We start from the raw sequence: 14,513 nt of genomic DNA, 5'->3' as shown, positions 1-14,513 counted from the left end.
GTCCGAGGAGACGGCATGGCCGGCCTTCCGCACAAGATCCTGCTCGACGAGTCGCAGCTGCCGACGCAGTGGTACAACGTCGTCCCCGACCTGCCCGGCCCGCCGCCGCCACCCCTGCACCCGGGGACCCTGCAGCCGATCGGGCCCGACGACCTCGCGCCGCTGTTCCCCGACGACCTCATCGCCCAGGAGGTCAGCACCGAGCGGTTCGTGGACATCCCCGGCGAGGTCCTCGACGTCTACCGGCTGTGGCGGCCCTCGCCCCTCTACCGCGCCCACCGGCTGGAGCGGGCGCTCGGCACCCCCGCCCGGATCTACTACAAGTACGAGGGCGTCTCACCGGCCGGGTCGCACAAGCCCAACACGGCGGTGCCGCAGGCCTTCTACAACGCGCGGGCCGGGGCGCGGAGGCTGACCACCGAGACCGGCGCCGGCCAGTGGGGCACCGCCCTGGCTTTCGCCAGCGGCCTGTTCGACCTCGAGTGCGAGGTGTGGCAGGTCGGCGCCTCCTACGACCAGAAGCCCTACCGGCGCACGATGATGGAGACCTTCGGCGCCCGGGTGCACCGCTCGCCGTCGGACCTCACCCGGGCGGGCCGGGGCGTCCGCGCCGAGGACCCGCAGCACCCCGGGTCCCTGGGCATCGCGATCAGCGAGGCGGTGGAGGTCGCCGCCGGGGACCCGGAGACCCGCTACGCGCTCGGCAGCGTCCTCAACCACGTCCTGCTGCACCAGACGGTGATCGGCGAGGAGACGCTGCTGCAGCTCGCCGCGGTCGAGGAGGTCCCCGACGTCATCGTCGGCTGCACCGGGGGTGGGTCCAACTTCGGTGGGCTGACCTTCCCGTTCCTGCGGGAGAAGCTGGCCGGGCGGATGTCGCCGGTCATCCGCGCCGTCGAGCCGGTCTCCTGCCCCTCGCTGACCCGCGGGGTCTACGCCTACGACTTCGGGGACACCGCCGGCCTGACCCCGCTGATGAAGATGCACACGCTGGGCCACGGCTTCGTCCCGGACCCCATCCACGCCGGGGGGCTGCGCTACCACGGGATGTCCCCGCTGATGAGCCACGTGTACGAGCTGGGTCTGGTGGAGGCCCTCGCGCTGCCGCAGACCGAGTGCTTCGCGGCCGCCGTCCGGTTCGCCCGGACCGAGGGCATCGTCCCGGCACCGGAACCGACGCACGCCCTCGCCGCCTGCATCCGCGAGGCCCTGGCCTGCAGGGAGTCCGGCGAGGAGAAGGTCATCGTCACGGCCCTGTGCGGCCACGGCCACCTCGACCTGGCCGCCTACGACGCCTACCTGTCCGGGCGGATGGTCGACGAGGACGTGACCGAGGAGCGGCTCGCCCCGTCCCTCGCCGGTCTGCCGTCGGTCCCCACGCCGTGAGGGCCGGGACGGACGACCGCGGAGGACGGGGCGCGGCTCCCTAGGCCCCGGACGGCGTCGGGACGGCGAGGTGCTCCAGCAGCGCGACGGCGAACTCCTGCGGGCGCTCCACGTGCGGCGAGTGGCCCACGCCGGGGAGCACCACCTCGCGGTAGGTCCCGCCGGCCGCGGCGTAGCGGTCGAGCACCGCGCGGGTCTGGGCCACCATCGGCTGCGGCGGGCACACCTCCGCGCCGGGCCAGCCCGGCACCGCGCCGAGCTGGCCGAGGAAGGCCAGGTCGAAGGCCGACGTGTCGGAGACGATCGCGTCGGCGTCGCCGCGGATCCACAGCACCGGCGGCCGGACCGGCAGGTCGGCGAGGCCGGAGACGTCGAACACCGTCGGCGCCATCGTGTTGAGCACGCCGCGCTGCCCCGGTGCCGTCCCCGGCCAGGTGCCGCTGGGCACGCTGTCGCCCGGGTAGTGGTCCTCGCCGGTGCGGGTCGACAGCATCGAGGCGACGTACACGTCCTCCAGCGCGGGGTCCAGCGGCAGGGAGCCCGGGGCGACGTAGAAGGCGCGCAGGATCGACCGCGGGCTGGTCGGCGCGGCGTCCCCCGTGTCCCCGGCGGCGATCGCGGCGACGAACTCCGGGTTGGCCGCACCGGCGCCCGAGCCCGCGCCGTCGTCGGACAGCCGCCGTCCCTCCGGCCCGGCGGTGCCGCCGAAGCCGTAGGGGGCGATGGGCGCCTGCAGGGCCACCGAGGCCACCCGGCCGGGGTCGTCGAGCAGCAGCTGCAGGACGACGCCGGCGCCCATGCTCCAGCCGACCAGGTGCACCCGGTCGAGGCCGAGCGCGTCGAGCAGCGCGCCGAGGTCGTCGGCCCAGTCGCGCACCCCCCGGCGGGCGTCGACCGGCAGCGGGTCGGTGTCGCCGTAGCCGCGCAGGTCGACCGCGAGCGCCCGGTGCCGGCCGGTCTCCTGCACGGTCAGCAGCTGCTGCTGCCAGAACAGCGCCGAGCTGACGTTGCCGTGCACGAACAGCACCGCCTCGCCGGGCCCGGCCGGGTCGGTGCCCTCGGGGTGCAGCACGTTCTGGACGAGCCGCGCGGTGGGCACCCGGGTGGCGGTGATCCCGGGGAGCAGGACGTCGGGCACGGAACCTCCTGGACGGCGGCCACAGCCGCACGAGGGGACGGGAGCCCGCACACGCTAGCGGTCGGCCCCTCCCGGCGACAGCGGCGCGGCCGTCCCAGGCGCACCACCGGCACCCCCGACGTCCAGGCTCCTGCCAGGGGCGACACCTACCCTCGGCGGCGATGACGAGCGCACGGACCGGCACCCGCCCCGCGGCCCGCCGGACGACGTCCGCTCGCCGGCCGCCCGCCCGCAAGCCCCCGGCACGCAGGCCGAGCGCCCGTCCGCCCGCCCGGCGGCCCGGGCTGCGGCGCCGCCTGGCGTCCTGGGGCTGGCTGACGGCGGTGCTCGCGGTGGTCGTGCTCGTCGCGGTCACCGCCGACGCCGAGGAGCGCGAGGTGCCGCTGGCCACGGCGGAGTGCACCGTGCCCGAGACCGGGGTGGAGCTCTCCGGCGAGCAGGTCGCCAACGCGCGCACGATCGCGCAGGTCGGCTACGACCGCGGCCTGCCCGAGCGGGCCGTGGTCGTCGCGCTGGCCACGGCGATGCAGGAGTCGACGCTGCGCAACCTGCCCTACGGCGACCGCGACTCCCTCGGCCTGTTCCAGCAGCGGCCCTCGCAGGGCTGGGGCACGCCCGAGCAGGTGCAGGACCCCGTCTACGCCGCCGGCCAGTTCTACGACCGCCTGGTGCGGGTCCCGGGCTGGGAGTCCGGCGAGCTCACCGTCGTCGCCGACAGCGTGCAGCGCTCGGCGTTCCCGCGCGCGTACCAGCGGTGGGACGGCTTCGCCCACTCGCTGACGGCGGCGCTGCGCTCGGACGACTTCACCCGCGCCTGCGGCTGACCGGCCGCGGCGGCTCAGGCGGTCAGGCGCTCGGCGGCCGCGTCGATCCGCTCGTCGGTGGCCGTCAGCGCCATCCGCACGTGCCGGGCGCCGGCCGGGCCGTAGAAGGAGCCGGGCGCGGCGACGACGCCGAGGCCGGCCAGCCAGTCGATGGTCGCCCAGCAGTCCTCGTCGCGGGTGACCCACAGGTAGAGGCCCGCCTCGGAGTGGTCGATGCGCGCGCCGGAGGCCCGGACCGCGGCGGAGAGCCGCTCGCGGCGGGACCGGTAGCGCTCGCGCTGCGCGTCGACGTGCGCGTCGTCGGCCAGCGCCGCGGCCATCGCCGCCTGCACCGGCCCGGGCACCAGCAGCCCCAGGTGCCGGCGCACCTCCCACACCCGCCGGACCAGCGCGGGGTCGCCGGAGAGCAGCCCGGCGCGGTAGCCGGCCGCCGTCGACTGCTTGGACAGCGAGTGCACCGCCAGCAGGCCGGTGTGGTCGTCGCCGGCCACGGCGGGGTGCAGCAGCGAGCGCGGCTGCACGTCCCAGCCGAGGGTGGCGTAGCACTCGTCGGCGACCACCGGCACGCCGTGCGCCCGGCCCCACGTCACCCAGCCGCGCAGCTGCTCGTCGGAGAGCACCCGGCCGTGCGGGTTGCCCGGCGAGTTCAACCAGACCAGGACGACCCCGGCGGCGTCGTCGGGCGGCGTGTCGGTGCGGCGCACCGCCAGCCCGGACAGCACCGCGCCCACCTCGTAGGTGGGGTAGGCGACCTCCGGGATGAGCACCGTGCCCTCGCGCAGCCCGAGCAGCGTGGGCAGCAGCGCCACCTGCTCCTTGGAGCCGATCGTGGGGACCACCGACGGGTCGGCCGCGAACGGGTCGGCCACGGTCACACCCAGCCGGCGCTGCAGCCAGCCCGCGGCCGCCTCACGCAGCGCGCGGGTGCCCAGCGCCGTCGGGTAGCCCGGGGAGTCCCCCGCCGCGGCCAGCGCGCCGCGCAGCAGCTCGGGCGTCGGGTCGACCGGCGTCCCGATGGACAGGTCGACCAGGCCGCCGGGGTGCCGCGCGGCGCGGGTCCGGGCGGCCTCCAGGCTGTCCCAGGGGAAGTCCGGCAGCCGGCCGGCCGCCGTCCCCGGAGTGGTGGCGGTCAGTGGCCCTCACCCTGCGGCGGCAGGGCGGCGACCAGCGGGTGGTCCCTGCCGACCTTGCCGGTCTTGGCCGCGCCGCCGGGGCTGCCCAGGTCGGAGAAGAACTCCACGTTGGCGTTGTAGAAGTCCTTCCACTTGTCCGGGACGTCGTCCTCGTAGTAGATGGCCTCCACCGGGCACACCGGCTCGCAGGCACCGCAGTCGACGCACTCGTCGGGGTGGATGTAGAGCATCCGGTCGCCCTCGTAGATGCAGTCCACCGGGCACTCGTCGATGCACGCCTTGTCGAGGACGTCGACGCAGGCCTGGGTGATCACGTAGGTCACGGGGGTCCTCCCGGGGACGTGCGGAGCAGCGGACCGGCTCGCCGCCGGGTCTCGCGCGTGTCTGCCGACCAGTATGGCCCCGTCGTGCCCCGCCAAACGCGACGGGTGGACCCGCGTGCCCCCGTCGGGGCGGGGCTCCGCCGCGGGGCGCAGGATCGACCGCCGTGGGACAGAGCCGATCACCCCTGGGCGTCGCCGACCTGGAACGACTGGCCGCGCGCGGCTGGCGGGCCGCCGAGGAGGAGCCGCTGGGCGACTGGCTGCTGCGCGCCGCGGGCGGGTTCACCGGGCGGGCCAACACCGCGCTGGTCGCCGGTGACCCCGGCCGGGCGCTGCCGGAGGCGGTCGACGCCGTCGCCGGCTGGTACGCCGCCCGGGGGCTGCGGCCCGGCGCCCAGCTGGCCGGCGTGCGCTCCCGGCGGGCCGACGCGGCCTTCGCCGCCGCGGGGTGGCCGCGCGACGAGGACGTCCTGGTCCTCACCGCGCCGCTGGTGCCCGCCGCTGCCGACGGCGTCCCGGTGGAGCTGACCGGCACGCCCGACGACGGCTGGCTGACGGCGTCCGGCTACCTGGACCGGGCCGACGCCCGCACCGTCCGCGCGGTGCTCACCCGCGCGCCGCGGGTCGTCTTCGCCGCGGTCCGCCAGGCCCCCGCGCCCGCACCGCCGGTCGCCGTCGCCCGCGGCGTGGGAACCGACGACTGGCTCGGCGTCACCGCGGTGACCGTGGCCGAGGGACACCGGCGCCGCGGGCTGGCCTCGGCCCTCATGGCCGCGCTCGCCCGCTGGGGCGCCGGGGAGGGCGCGCACTGGGTGTACCTGCAGGTGACCGCCACCAACGACGCGGCGCGGGCGCTCTACCGCCGGTCGGGGTTCGTCGAGCACCACCGCTACCACTACCGGTGGGCGCCGTCCTCGGACCGGCGGGCGGGCGGTGTCCCGGCGGCGGACGGCGACCCGAGGACCTGACCGCCGGCCGGGCGTGCGCCCAGGACACGGCCGACGGCGAACGCCGCGGCCAGCACGCCCAGGCCCAGGAAGGCGAGGGTCACCGCCCCCAGCCCGCCGGTGCCGACGGCGACCAGGTCCCCCTCGGGACGGCGGGCGGTCGCCGCGAGGGCCACCGCCAGCCAGGTGAGCGCCGGGAGCACCGCCACCGCCCGCGACCCGGTCAGCCGGTGCGCGCCGGCCACGAGCACCAGGTTGCCCACGACGGCGAGCAGCACCGACAGCGGCACCAGCACGCCGGCCACCCGCAGCGGCAGCCAGAAGACCTCCACCACCGCCAGCCACCCGGCGACGAGGACCACCCCGGTGCCGGCCAGCGCGCGGTCGACGGCCCGCATCAGGAGAGGCCGGCGAACAGGTCGTCCTCCCACCCGTGCGGCGCCTCGCCCGCGGGCCCCCGCTCGCCACGGACCAGCCGGTAGTGCTCGACGCCGAGCACCTGCTGGCCGAGGTTGTTCGACAGCGCGAAGAACGGCCCGTCGACGGTGATCTGGGTGGCGTGCGCGCGCATGGCGGCGTCCTTGCGGCCGGCGTGCGCGCGGCCGTCGACGGCGGCGGTGACCAGCTCGTCGGGGACGGCGAACGGGACGTCGTCGACCTCGCCGAGCTGCGCGAAGGGCGAGTCCTCGCCCAGCGCCGCCAGGGCGTCGAGACCCTCCCGCAGCACCGAGCGCGGCACGCAGCACCAGTAGACCTTGGCGACGTCCCACGGCTCGCCCAGGTCGGGGCGGTAGCCGGGGTCGGCGGCCCGGTCGACGGCGGCCATGGCCACCCGGTGGGCCTGGATGTGGTCGGGGTGGCCGTAGCCGCCGTTCTCGTCGTAGGTGACCACGACCTGCGGCCGCACCTCCCGGACGACGGCGACCGCGTGCGCCACCGCCTCGTCGAGGTCGGCCCGCCAGAAGGCCCGGGGCTCGTCGTTGGCCGGCGTCCCCATCATCCCGGAGTCGCGGTAGCGGCCCGGTCCGCCGAGGAAGCGCCAGTCGGTCACCCCGAGGGCCTCCATCGCCGCCCGCAGCTCGGCGATCCGGTACCCGCCCAGCTGGTCGGCGTGGTCCACGGCGAGCAGCTCGAGCTCGGGGACGAGGACCTCGCCCTCCTCGCCCAGCGTGCAGGTCAGCAGGGTGACCTGGGTCCCCTCGGCGACGTAGCGCGCCATCGTCGCGCCGTTGTTGATCGTCTCGTCGTCGGGGTGGGCGTGCACCAGCAGCATCCGGCGGTCGGCGGTCACGAGGACCCATCATCCCCGACCCCGGGGGCGGGTCGTCGGCCGGCGGGCGGGACGGCGTCCTCCCCCACCGCGACGCGTCCTCCCCCACCGTGCACCGTGAGGGAGGACGCGCCGGGATCAGGTCACCTGATCGTCGCCGGGCCTACTCGACGTCGACCGGGACGACCATCCGGGCCTCGGCGAAGTGGCAGGCGCTCGGGTGCCCCTGGCCACGGTCGACCAGCGCCGGGGCCTCCTGGGCACAGACGTCCTGCGCCTTCCAGCAGCGGGTGCGGAAGCGGCAGCCCGAGGGCGGGTCGGCCGGGCTCGGGACGTCGCCCTGCAGCAGGATGCGGTCCTTCTGCCCGCGCAGGTGCGGCTCGTGCAGCGGCACCGACGACAGCAGCGCCTGCGTGTAGGGGTGCGACGGCGAGGCGTAGACCTGCTCGTCGGTGCCCTCCTCCACGATGCTGCCCAGGTACATCACCGCGACCCGGTCGGAGATGTGCCGCACCACCGACAGGTCGTGCGCGATGAACAGGTAGGACAGGCCGAACTCGTCCTGCAGGTCCTCGAGCAGGTTGACCACCTGCGCCTGCACCGAGACGTCGAGGGCCGACACCGGCTCGTCGCAGACGATGACCTCCGGCTGCAGCGCCAGCGCGCGGGCGATGCCGATGCGCTGCCGCTGACCGCCGGAGAACTGGTGCGGGTAGCGGTTGACGTAGTCGGGGTTGAGGCCGACGCGGTCGAGCAGCTCCTGGGTGCGCTTGAGCCGGCCCTTCCTCGGCGCGGCGTCGGCGTGCACCGCCCAGCCCTCGGCGACGATGTCGCCGACGGTCATCCGCGGGTTCAGCGAGGCGTAGGGGTCCTGGAAGATGATCTGGACCTCGCGCCGGTACTCCTTCAGCGCGCGGCCGCCCATGCGGGCGACGTCCTTGCCCTTGTAGAGGATCGACCCGGCGGTGGGCCGCTCCAGCGCGACGATCAGCTTCGACACCGTCGACTTGCCGCAGCCGGACTCGCCGACCAGGCCGACGGTCTCGCCGCGCCGCAGGGTCAGGTCGACCCCGTCGACGGCGCGGACGTGGCCGATCGTGCGCTTGAAGACGATGCCCTGGGTCAGCGGGAAGTGCTTCTGCAGCCCGCGGACCTCGAGCAGCGTCTCCCCCATCGCGCCGCGCGCGCCGGAGCCGGCCGGCTTGCTCAGGGACGGGGCTGCCGGCGTGGACGCCGACAGGGACGACGCGGCGGTCGCGCCGTGCTCACGGGGCTCGGACACCGAGCACCTCCTCGCTGTAGTGGCACGCGGCCTCGCGCCCGGGGACGACCAGCCGCAGCGGCGGGACGTCGGTGGCGCAGTCGCGGCCAGGGGCGGCCTCGGCGCCCAGCCGGCGGCGGGCGCAGCGCGGGTGGAACGGACAGCCGCTGGGGATGCGGGCCAGGTTCGGCGGCTGGCCGGCGATCGGCCGCAGCCGGCCGCCCTTGGCCTCCACCTGCGGCACCGAGCTCATCAGGCCCTCGGTGTAGGGGTGGGAGGGGCGGCCGAAGACGTCGTCGACGGTGCCCCGCTCGACGATCTCGCCGGCGTACATGACCGCGACGTTGTCGGCGACCTCGTTGACCACGCCCAGATCGTGGGTGATGAGGATCAGCCCCATCCCGGTCTCCTGCTGCAGGTCCTTGAGCAGGTCCATGACCTGCGCCTGCACGGTCACGTCGAGGGCGGTGGTCGGCTCGTCGGCGATGAGGATCCGCGGGTCGAGCGCGATCGCCATGGCGATCATGACGCGCTGGCGCATGCCGCCGGAGAACTGGTGCGGGTAGTCGTCGACGCGGCGGGCGGCGGCCGGGATGCGCACCCGGTCCATCAGCTCGACGGCCTTCGCGCGCGCGGCCTTCTTCGACAGCCCGCGGTGGGCGCGGAACATCTCGCCGATCTGGAACCCGACGCTGTACACGGGGTTCAGCGACGACAGCGCGTCCTGGAAGATCATCGAGATGCCCGGGCCGCGGATCGTGCGCTGGTCCTCGGCCGACATCTCCAGCACGTTGCGACCCTGGAACCAGATGCCGCCGCCGCTGATGACCGCCGGCGGGGTCTCGAGGATCCCCATGATCGCCTGGGCCGAGACCGACTTGCCCGAGCCGGACTCACCGAGGATGGCCAGCGTCTCACCCGCCCCGAGGCTGTAGCTGATGCCGTTGACGGCGTTCACCACGCCCGAGCGGGTGCGGAACTCCACCCGCAGGTCGTCGACCTCCAGCAGGGGCGTGCCCTGCGCGGCGAGCTCCGCGGTCGGCTTGGTCAGGTCCAGGTTGGTCATGCGCGCTGCCTCGGGTCGAGGGCGTCGCGCAGGGCGTCACCCATCATCACGAACGCCATCACGGTCATCGTCAGGATCAGGCTGGGGAACAGCACCAGGTGCGGGGCGGTGCGGATGGAGTCCTGCCCGGCCTCGATCTGCAGGCCCCAGGAGATCGCCGGCCGCTGCAGGCCGACGCCGAGGTAGGTCAGCGTCGCCTCCGCGGCGATGATCACGCCGATGGTGATGGTCGCGTAGACCAGCACCGGGGCGACGGCGTTGGGCAGGATGTGCCGCACCAGGATGCGGCGGCTCGAGGCCCCCATCGCGCGGGCCGCGGCCACGTAGTCCGAGCCCTTCACCGCGATGACCTGGGAGCGGACCAGCCGCATCGCCGTCATCCAGCCGAACAGCGCCAGCGCGATGGCCACCGCGCCGGGCCCGCGGGAGTTGATGACCGGGATGTCGGTCGAGGGGCCGACCCGCAGCAGCACCAGCGCGCCGAGGATGAGCGGCAGCGCGTAGAAGATGTCCGCGATGCGGGCCAGGATCCCGTCGGTCAGCCCGCCGTAGTAGCCGGCGAGGGCCCCGACGACGACGCCGAGCAGCAGGATGACCAGCACGGCGATCACACCGATGATCAGCGAGTTGCGGGCGCCGTAGACGACGTTGGCCAGGTAGTCGCAGCCCTGCGTGTCGAAGCCGAACCAGTGCTGCGCGGAGGGCAGCGCCCGGGAGTTCCCCAGGTCGCACGAGCGCGGGTCGGCCCCGCGGGCGAACACCTGCGGGACGAGGGCCATGAGCAGGAAGGCCAGGCCGAGGACGGCGCCGATCCAGAAGAAGGGGTTGCGCCGCAGGTCGCCCCAGGCGTCGCTCCAGAGGCTGTTCTGCCGCTCCTTGGTGACGTCGACCGACGGGCTGGCGAGGCCGGTGGTGGTCCCGGCCTCGACCGCGTCCTTGCGCAGGTCCAGCTGCTGCTGGTCAGTCATAGCGGATCCTCGGGTCGAGGACGGCGTAGAGCACGTCGACGACCAGGTTGAAGAAGATGAAGAAGAACACCATCAAGGTGACGATGCCGACGACGACCGCGCCCTCCTGGGAGCGGATCGAGTTGAAGACCTCCCGGCCGATGCCGGGCAGGTTGAACACCGTCTCGGTGACGATGGCCCCGCCGAGCAGCGTCCCGATGTCGGCACCGATGTAGGTGACGACCGGGATCAGGCTGTTGCGCAGCGTGTGCCGGACGATGACCGTCCGGTTGGGCAGACCCTTGGCCCGCGCGGTCCGCACGTAGTCGGCACGGAGGTTCTCCGCGAGGCTGGTGCGGGTGAGCCGGGCGACGTAGGCGAGCGAGCCGGAAGCGAGGACCAACCCCGGCAGGAGGTAGCTGTAGAGGCCCTCGTTGGTCCCGGCGATCGGGAACCACCCGAGCTTGAGGCCGAACAGCAGCTGGGCGAAGAAGGCCAGCACCAGGATCGGGATCGACACGACGAGCGTCGTCGACACCAGGACGAGGTTGTCGAAGAAGCTGTTGCGCCGGATGCCGGCCAGGACACCGGCGACGAGGCCGATGACGGCCTCGAAGACGATCGCGACGAGGGCCAGCTTGATCGTGACCGGCAGCGTGCGCTCGATGGTGTCCAGGACCGGGCGGCCGCGGAAGTCGGTGCCCAGGTCGCCGGAGAACAGGCCCTTCAGGTACTCCCAGTACTGGACGTACAGGGGGTCGTTGAGGTGGAACCTCTCACGGAGCTCGGCGACGACGGCCGGCGAGATCGGGCGGTCACCGCCGAGGGCGCGGATGGGGTCGCCCGGCAGGGCGTAGACCATCGCGAAGATCAGGAACGAGGCGCCCAGCAGAACCGGGATGGTGAGCAGCAGGCGGCGCGCGACGTAGCGGCCCATGGTCCCCCTCGGGGTGTGTGCGCCGCCGGGTCGTACGGCGGCGCCGGTGTCCATCGTGCCCGCGGGTCCGGGTACACGCGCCGCCGGGGGCGACCGTCCTGGTAGGACGGGCGCCCCCGGCGGGTGGTGCGGGTCCTGCGGGGTGAGGTCAGCTGGTGACGGTGACCTCGGAGGTGACGATCCGCTGGAAGAGGTCGAGCCGGACGTTGCTCACGTTCTCGGAGGTCACCGACTGGATCTCGGTGAAGAACATGGGCGCCATCGGCATGTCCTCGGCGACGATGTCCTCGGCCGCCTGGTAGTCCTCCAGGCCCGCCTCGGGGCTCTCCGCCTGGTCACCGGCGACGAGCAGCTGCTCGACCTCGGGCTTGGAGTAGAAGGAGTAGTTCGAGCCGGCCGGCCCGAACGCCGCCTGGGTGAACAGCGGGGTCAGGTAGCTGTCCGCGGCGGGGTAGTCGAAGCTCCAGCCGATGCGGAACGGGCCCGTGAGGCCCTGCGAGGAGGCCAGCGGCAGGTACTCGGCGAAGTCGAGGTTGCCCTGCAGCGTGTACTCGACGCCGAGGTTCTCGCGCAGCTGGTTGCCCACGGCCTCCATCCACGCGTCGTGCCCGGCGCCGGCGTTGAACCACAGGTCGATCGGCTGGCTCTTGTCGAAGCCGGCCTCCTCGAGCAGCTGGTTGGCCTGGTCGACGTCGAGGGCGCAGGCGGTGCAGCTGCCCTCGCGGTAGCCGTCGATGACCGGCGGGATGAACGAGTCGGCCGGGGCGCGGGTGCCCTGGAAGATCGCCTCGGAGATCGCCTCCCGGTCGATGGCCATCGAGATGGCCTGGCGGACCCGCGGGTCGGCGAAGCGCTCGTCGTAGGTCGGGAAGCCGAGGTAGGTGATCTGCGAGGACTCGGTGCGGATGAACCGGTCACCGAACTCCGACTCGGCCGACTCGATGACGTCGGGCGGGATCACGTCGACGATGTCGAGGTTGCCGGCCTGCACGTCGGTGTAGGCGGTGTTGACGTCGGCGTAGACGACGTACTCGACGGAGTCGGCCACGGCGGCGTCCTCACCGGCGTAGTCCTCGTAGCGGGTCAGGGTGATGCCCTGGCCCGGGACGAAGTCCTCCTCGGCCTGGAACGGGCCGTTGCCGATCGGCCGGGTGCCGAAGCCCTCGGGGTCGTCGAAGAAGGCCTGCGGCAGCGGGTGGAAGGAGTTGTAGCCGGTGATCGCCGGGAAGTTGGAGAACGGCGAGGACAGCGTCACGGTGAAGGTCCGGTCGTCGACCACCTGCAGGCCGCTCATCTCGGTGGCGACCGGCTCGGCGGTCACGGTGCCGGCGTCGTCGGTCTGCGCCTGCAGGTCGTCGTAGCCCTGGATGCGCGCGAGGTAGGACGCGGCGCCCTGGGCGTTGGGGCTGTACGCGGTGTAGTTCCACGCGTTGACGAAGGACGCGGCGTCCACCGGCGTGCCGTCGTGGAAGGTCCAGCCGTCCTTGAGCGTCACGGTCCAGGTGGTGTTGTCCTCGGACTCGATCGACTCGGCGACGCCGCTGTAGTCGACCTCGCCCTCCTCGGTGTAGCGCACGAGACCGGTCCACAGCGAGCTGATGACCTGGTCGCCCTCGGACTCGGCGGTGTTGCCCGGGACGAGCGGGTTCTCGGGCTCGCCGATGTAGACGCTGAAGGTGCCACCCTCGGCGCCGGCACCGGAGCCGCCGGAGCTGCTGCTGTCGTCGCTGCCGCCGCCACAGGCGGACAGCAGCAGCGCACCGGAGATCCCGGCCGCGACCAGCGCCGACCGGCGCTTGCTCAACTTCACGTGCGTTGCCTCCCTCGACCCGCGTGTGTGCGGGGGGAACGGACTGGTTGGTGCGCAGCCCGGCGCGAGGCCGGGCAACGGCGTGTTGCGGGACGGGGCGCCCGCAACGGCCGGAACGCCGGTCGCGACCCTAGGCACGCCCGGTGGAGACCGTCCACGACCGTCCGGGACCGTCACCGATTTGTGACCCAGGCTCACGACCTCGGCACTCCGTGCCGCAACGACCGCGGTCTGCCGCCCTCGGGACGACAGGTGTTGCGGCGCGAGGACGATACCCCCGCAGGACTTACGCCTTCGGGGGGACCCGGGTGTCCGACCGCCCGGTCCTGGGTAACCGTCGCTCACCCGAGGAGAGGAGCTCACCCGTGAGCGGCATCGACAAGGCCAAGAACAAGGTCCAGGAGCTGTCCGGCGAGGGCAAGGAGCGGGTCGGCGAGGCCACCGGCGACCGCGAGCTGCAGGCCGAGGGCGCCAACGACAAGGCCGCCGGCAACCTCAAGCAGGCCGGCGAGAAGGTCAAGGACGTCTTCAAATAAAGGACCCCGTCCCCCTCACCCCTCGCAAGCTCGGGGTGAGCCTCTGGGCGGGGCCGGGCTCGGCTGCTGTGACGGCGGCCGTCCCAGTACCTCGCCACGGGCGCCGCACCCACGGGTGCGGCGCCCGTGGTGGGTCAGGAGCCGGTCAGCAGTCCGCGGACCGCGGGCAGCAGCGGGCGGTCGGCGGGGATCCAGTCCAGGGCGTCGAGCTCCCCGGCGGTCACCCAGCGCAGCTCGCGGTGCTCGTGGGCCACCGGCTCCCCCTGTACCAGGCGCGCCGACCACAGCCGCAGCGTCGAGGTGCCCGGGGCGCCACCGGCGACGGCGCCGTCGAGGAGCACCTCGCCGAGGAAGGCCTGCGGCAGGACGGCGACGCCCATCTCCTCCGCGCACTCGCGGACGAGGCCGGCCAGGTCGTCCTCCCCCGGCTCGACCTTGCCGCCGGGGAACTCCCAGCGGCCGGCCAGCGCACCGGTGCCACCGCGCTGCGCCACGAGCACCCGGTCGCCGCGCACGATCGCCGCGCCCACCACCTGCACGACGTCGAGCGCCTGCCGGGCCGCCGCCGCGGCGTAGCCGTCCAGGTGCCGGCGCATCGACCGGGCCACCCGACGGCGCAGCACCGTCCGGTCGGCCAGCGCGCCCAGCGGACCGGGCAGGGCGGTCTCCCAGTCGACCTGCTCGTCGACGCGGGTGCCCTCGCCGGTGGCCGTGAACCGGCGGGTGTGCACGAGCGAGCGCCAGGCCCCGCCGGGACCGGCGGCGTACACGTCGCGGACCGGCCGGACCGACTCGACCTCCTCCAGCGGCACCGGCCAGGGGCGCCCGAGGGCGCGGGCGACGTCGAAGGCGACGGTGAGCGGCGCGGCCACGATCGTGGTGAAGGCCAGCCGGTACACGCCGCCACCCTCGCAGACCGGGCAGGATGGGCTCCC

At 74.2% G+C, this 14,513-nt stretch carries 15 protein-coding genes; 4 read left to right on the top strand and 11 right to left on the bottom strand.

The annotated features are described in order from the left end of the window. Positions 1-15 precede the first annotated feature (15 nt). On the top strand, positions 16-1,386 hold the full coding sequence (locus tag LY71_RS03430; RefSeq protein ID WP_106275575.1) for a TrpB-like pyridoxal phosphate-dependent enzyme: 1,371 nt from the start codon (positions 16-18) through the stop codon (positions 1,384-1,386). Between the two features lie 40 nt (positions 1,387-1,426). On the opposite strand, the gene LY71_RS03425 is transcribed toward LY71_RS03430, so the two are convergent. Continuing rightward, positions 1,427-2,524, bottom strand: coding sequence for an alpha/beta fold hydrolase (locus LY71_RS03425; RefSeq protein ID WP_106275574.1), 1,098 nt, complete (start codon positions 2,522-2,524; stop codon positions 1,427-1,429). 161 nt (positions 2,525-2,685) lie between these two features. Here LY71_RS03425 and LY71_RS23300 point away from each other — a divergent pair, with 161 nt between their 5' ends. Beyond that, positions 2,686-3,348 (top strand): hypothetical protein, encoded by a 663-nt coding sequence (locus LY71_RS23300; RefSeq protein WP_170121199.1) that lies wholly within the window; start codon positions 2,686-2,688, stop codon positions 3,346-3,348. A 14-nt stretch (positions 3,349-3,362) separates the two neighbouring features. Here the strand turns inward: LY71_RS23300 and dapC are convergent, their stop codons facing one another. Further along, positions 3,363-4,445 carry a succinyldiaminopimelate transaminase gene (gene dapC, locus LY71_RS03415; protein ID WP_281261583.1) on the bottom strand — a complete coding sequence of 361 codons (1,083 nt, stop codon included), beginning with the start codon at positions 4,443-4,445 and terminating at the stop codon, positions 3,363-3,365. A 32-nt stretch (positions 4,446-4,477) separates the two neighbouring features. After that, complete coding sequence (fdxA, locus tag LY71_RS03410; RefSeq protein ID WP_029431665.1) at positions 4,478-4,804, bottom strand: ferredoxin; 327 nt, start codon at positions 4,802-4,804, stop codon at positions 4,478-4,480. Positions 4,805-4,968: 164 nt separating this feature from the next. On the opposite strand from fdxA, the gene LY71_RS03405 reads away from it, so the two are divergent. Continuing rightward, positions 4,969-5,772 carry a GNAT family N-acetyltransferase gene (locus LY71_RS03405; protein WP_106275572.1) on the top strand — a complete coding sequence of 268 codons (804 nt, stop codon included), beginning with the start codon at positions 4,969-4,971 and terminating at the stop codon, positions 5,770-5,772. Here LY71_RS03405 and LY71_RS03400 read toward each other — a convergent pair. The 7 genes from LY71_RS03400 to LY71_RS03370 form a co-directional block, all read right to left on the bottom strand. Beyond that, positions 5,700-6,149, bottom strand: coding sequence for a hypothetical protein (locus LY71_RS03400; protein WP_106275571.1), 450 nt, complete (start codon positions 6,147-6,149; stop codon positions 5,700-5,702). The genes LY71_RS03405 and LY71_RS03400 overlap by 73 nt on opposite strands. Next, complete coding sequence (gene mshB, locus LY71_RS03395) at positions 6,149-7,042, bottom strand: N-acetyl-1-D-myo-inositol-2-amino-2-deoxy-alpha-D-glucopyranoside deacetylase (protein ID WP_106275570.1); 894 nt, start codon at positions 7,040-7,042, stop codon at positions 6,149-6,151. Before mshB ends, LY71_RS03400 begins: the two co-directional genes overlap by 1 nt. Positions 7,043-7,184: 142 nt before the next feature. Beyond that, positions 7,185-8,303 carry an ABC transporter ATP-binding protein gene (locus LY71_RS03390; protein WP_106275569.1) on the bottom strand — a complete coding sequence of 373 codons (1,119 nt, stop codon included), beginning with the start codon at positions 8,301-8,303 and terminating at the stop codon, positions 7,185-7,187. Then, entirely contained in the window at positions 8,287-9,348 is a 1,062-nt protein-coding gene (locus tag LY71_RS03385) for an ABC transporter ATP-binding protein (RefSeq protein ID WP_106275568.1), read from the bottom strand. Before LY71_RS03385 ends, LY71_RS03390 begins: the two co-directional genes overlap by 17 nt. Next, positions 9,345-10,316, bottom strand: a complete 972-nt coding sequence (locus tag LY71_RS03380) for an ABC transporter permease (protein ID WP_106275567.1) — start codon at positions 10,314-10,316, stop codon at positions 9,345-9,347. The genes LY71_RS03385 and LY71_RS03380 overlap by 4 nt, the downstream gene beginning before the upstream one ends. Continuing rightward, positions 10,309-11,232, bottom strand: a complete 924-nt coding sequence (locus LY71_RS03375; protein WP_106275566.1) for an ABC transporter permease — start codon at positions 11,230-11,232, stop codon at positions 10,309-10,311. The genes LY71_RS03380 and LY71_RS03375 overlap by 8 nt, the downstream gene beginning before the upstream one ends. A gap of 148 nt (positions 11,233-11,380) precedes the next feature. After that, positions 11,381-13,042, bottom strand: coding sequence for a peptide ABC transporter substrate-binding protein (locus tag LY71_RS03370; RefSeq protein ID WP_106275565.1), 1,662 nt, complete (start codon positions 13,040-13,042; stop codon positions 11,381-11,383). A 365-nt stretch (positions 13,043-13,407) separates the two neighbouring features. Between LY71_RS03370 and LY71_RS03365 the strand changes: the two genes are divergently transcribed. After that, positions 13,408-13,578, top strand: coding sequence for a CsbD family protein (locus LY71_RS03365; protein WP_106275564.1), 171 nt, complete (start codon positions 13,408-13,410; stop codon positions 13,576-13,578). A gap of 134 nt (positions 13,579-13,712) precedes the next feature. Here the strand turns inward: LY71_RS03365 and LY71_RS23675 are convergent, their stop codons facing one another. Then, complete coding sequence (locus LY71_RS23675; RefSeq protein ID WP_211297123.1) at positions 13,713-14,477, bottom strand: NUDIX domain-containing protein; 765 nt, start codon at positions 14,475-14,477, stop codon at positions 13,713-13,715. Positions 14,478-14,513: the final 36 nt, after the last annotated feature.

Origin of the sequence: Geodermatophilus tzadiensis (assembly GCF_003002915.1) — a bacterium.
Classification (GTDB): domain Bacteria; phylum Actinomycetota; class Actinomycetes; order Mycobacteriales; family Geodermatophilaceae; genus Geodermatophilus; species Geodermatophilus tzadiensis.
This window is presented reverse-complemented; position numbering and strand designations above follow the sequence as displayed.

What these genes read in the sequence shown, in the direction of transcription:
- LY71_RS03400 (WP_106275571.1), bottom strand. Translation starts at nt 6,149, where the DNA reads ATGCGGGCCGTCGACCGCGCGCTGGCCGGCACCGGGGTGGTCCTCGTC.
- LY71_RS03430 (WP_106275575.1), top strand. Translation starts at nt 16, where the DNA reads ATGGCCGGCCTTCCGCACAAGATCCTGCTCGACGAGTCGCAGCTGCCG.
- LY71_RS03375 (WP_106275566.1), bottom strand. Translation starts at nt 11,232, where the DNA reads ATGGGCCGCTACGTCGCGCGCCGCCTGCTGCTCACCATCCCGGTTCTG.
- LY71_RS03385 (WP_106275568.1), bottom strand. Translation starts at nt 9,348, where the DNA reads ATGACCAACCTGGACCTGACCAAGCCGACCGCGGAGCTCGCCGCGCAG.
- LY71_RS23300 (WP_170121199.1), top strand. Translation starts at nt 2,686, where the DNA reads ATGACGAGCGCACGGACCGGCACCCGCCCCGCGGCCCGCCGGACGACG.
- LY71_RS03380 (WP_106275567.1), bottom strand. Translation starts at nt 10,316, where the DNA reads ATGACTGACCAGCAGCAGCTGGACCTGCGCAAGGACGCGGTCGAGGCC.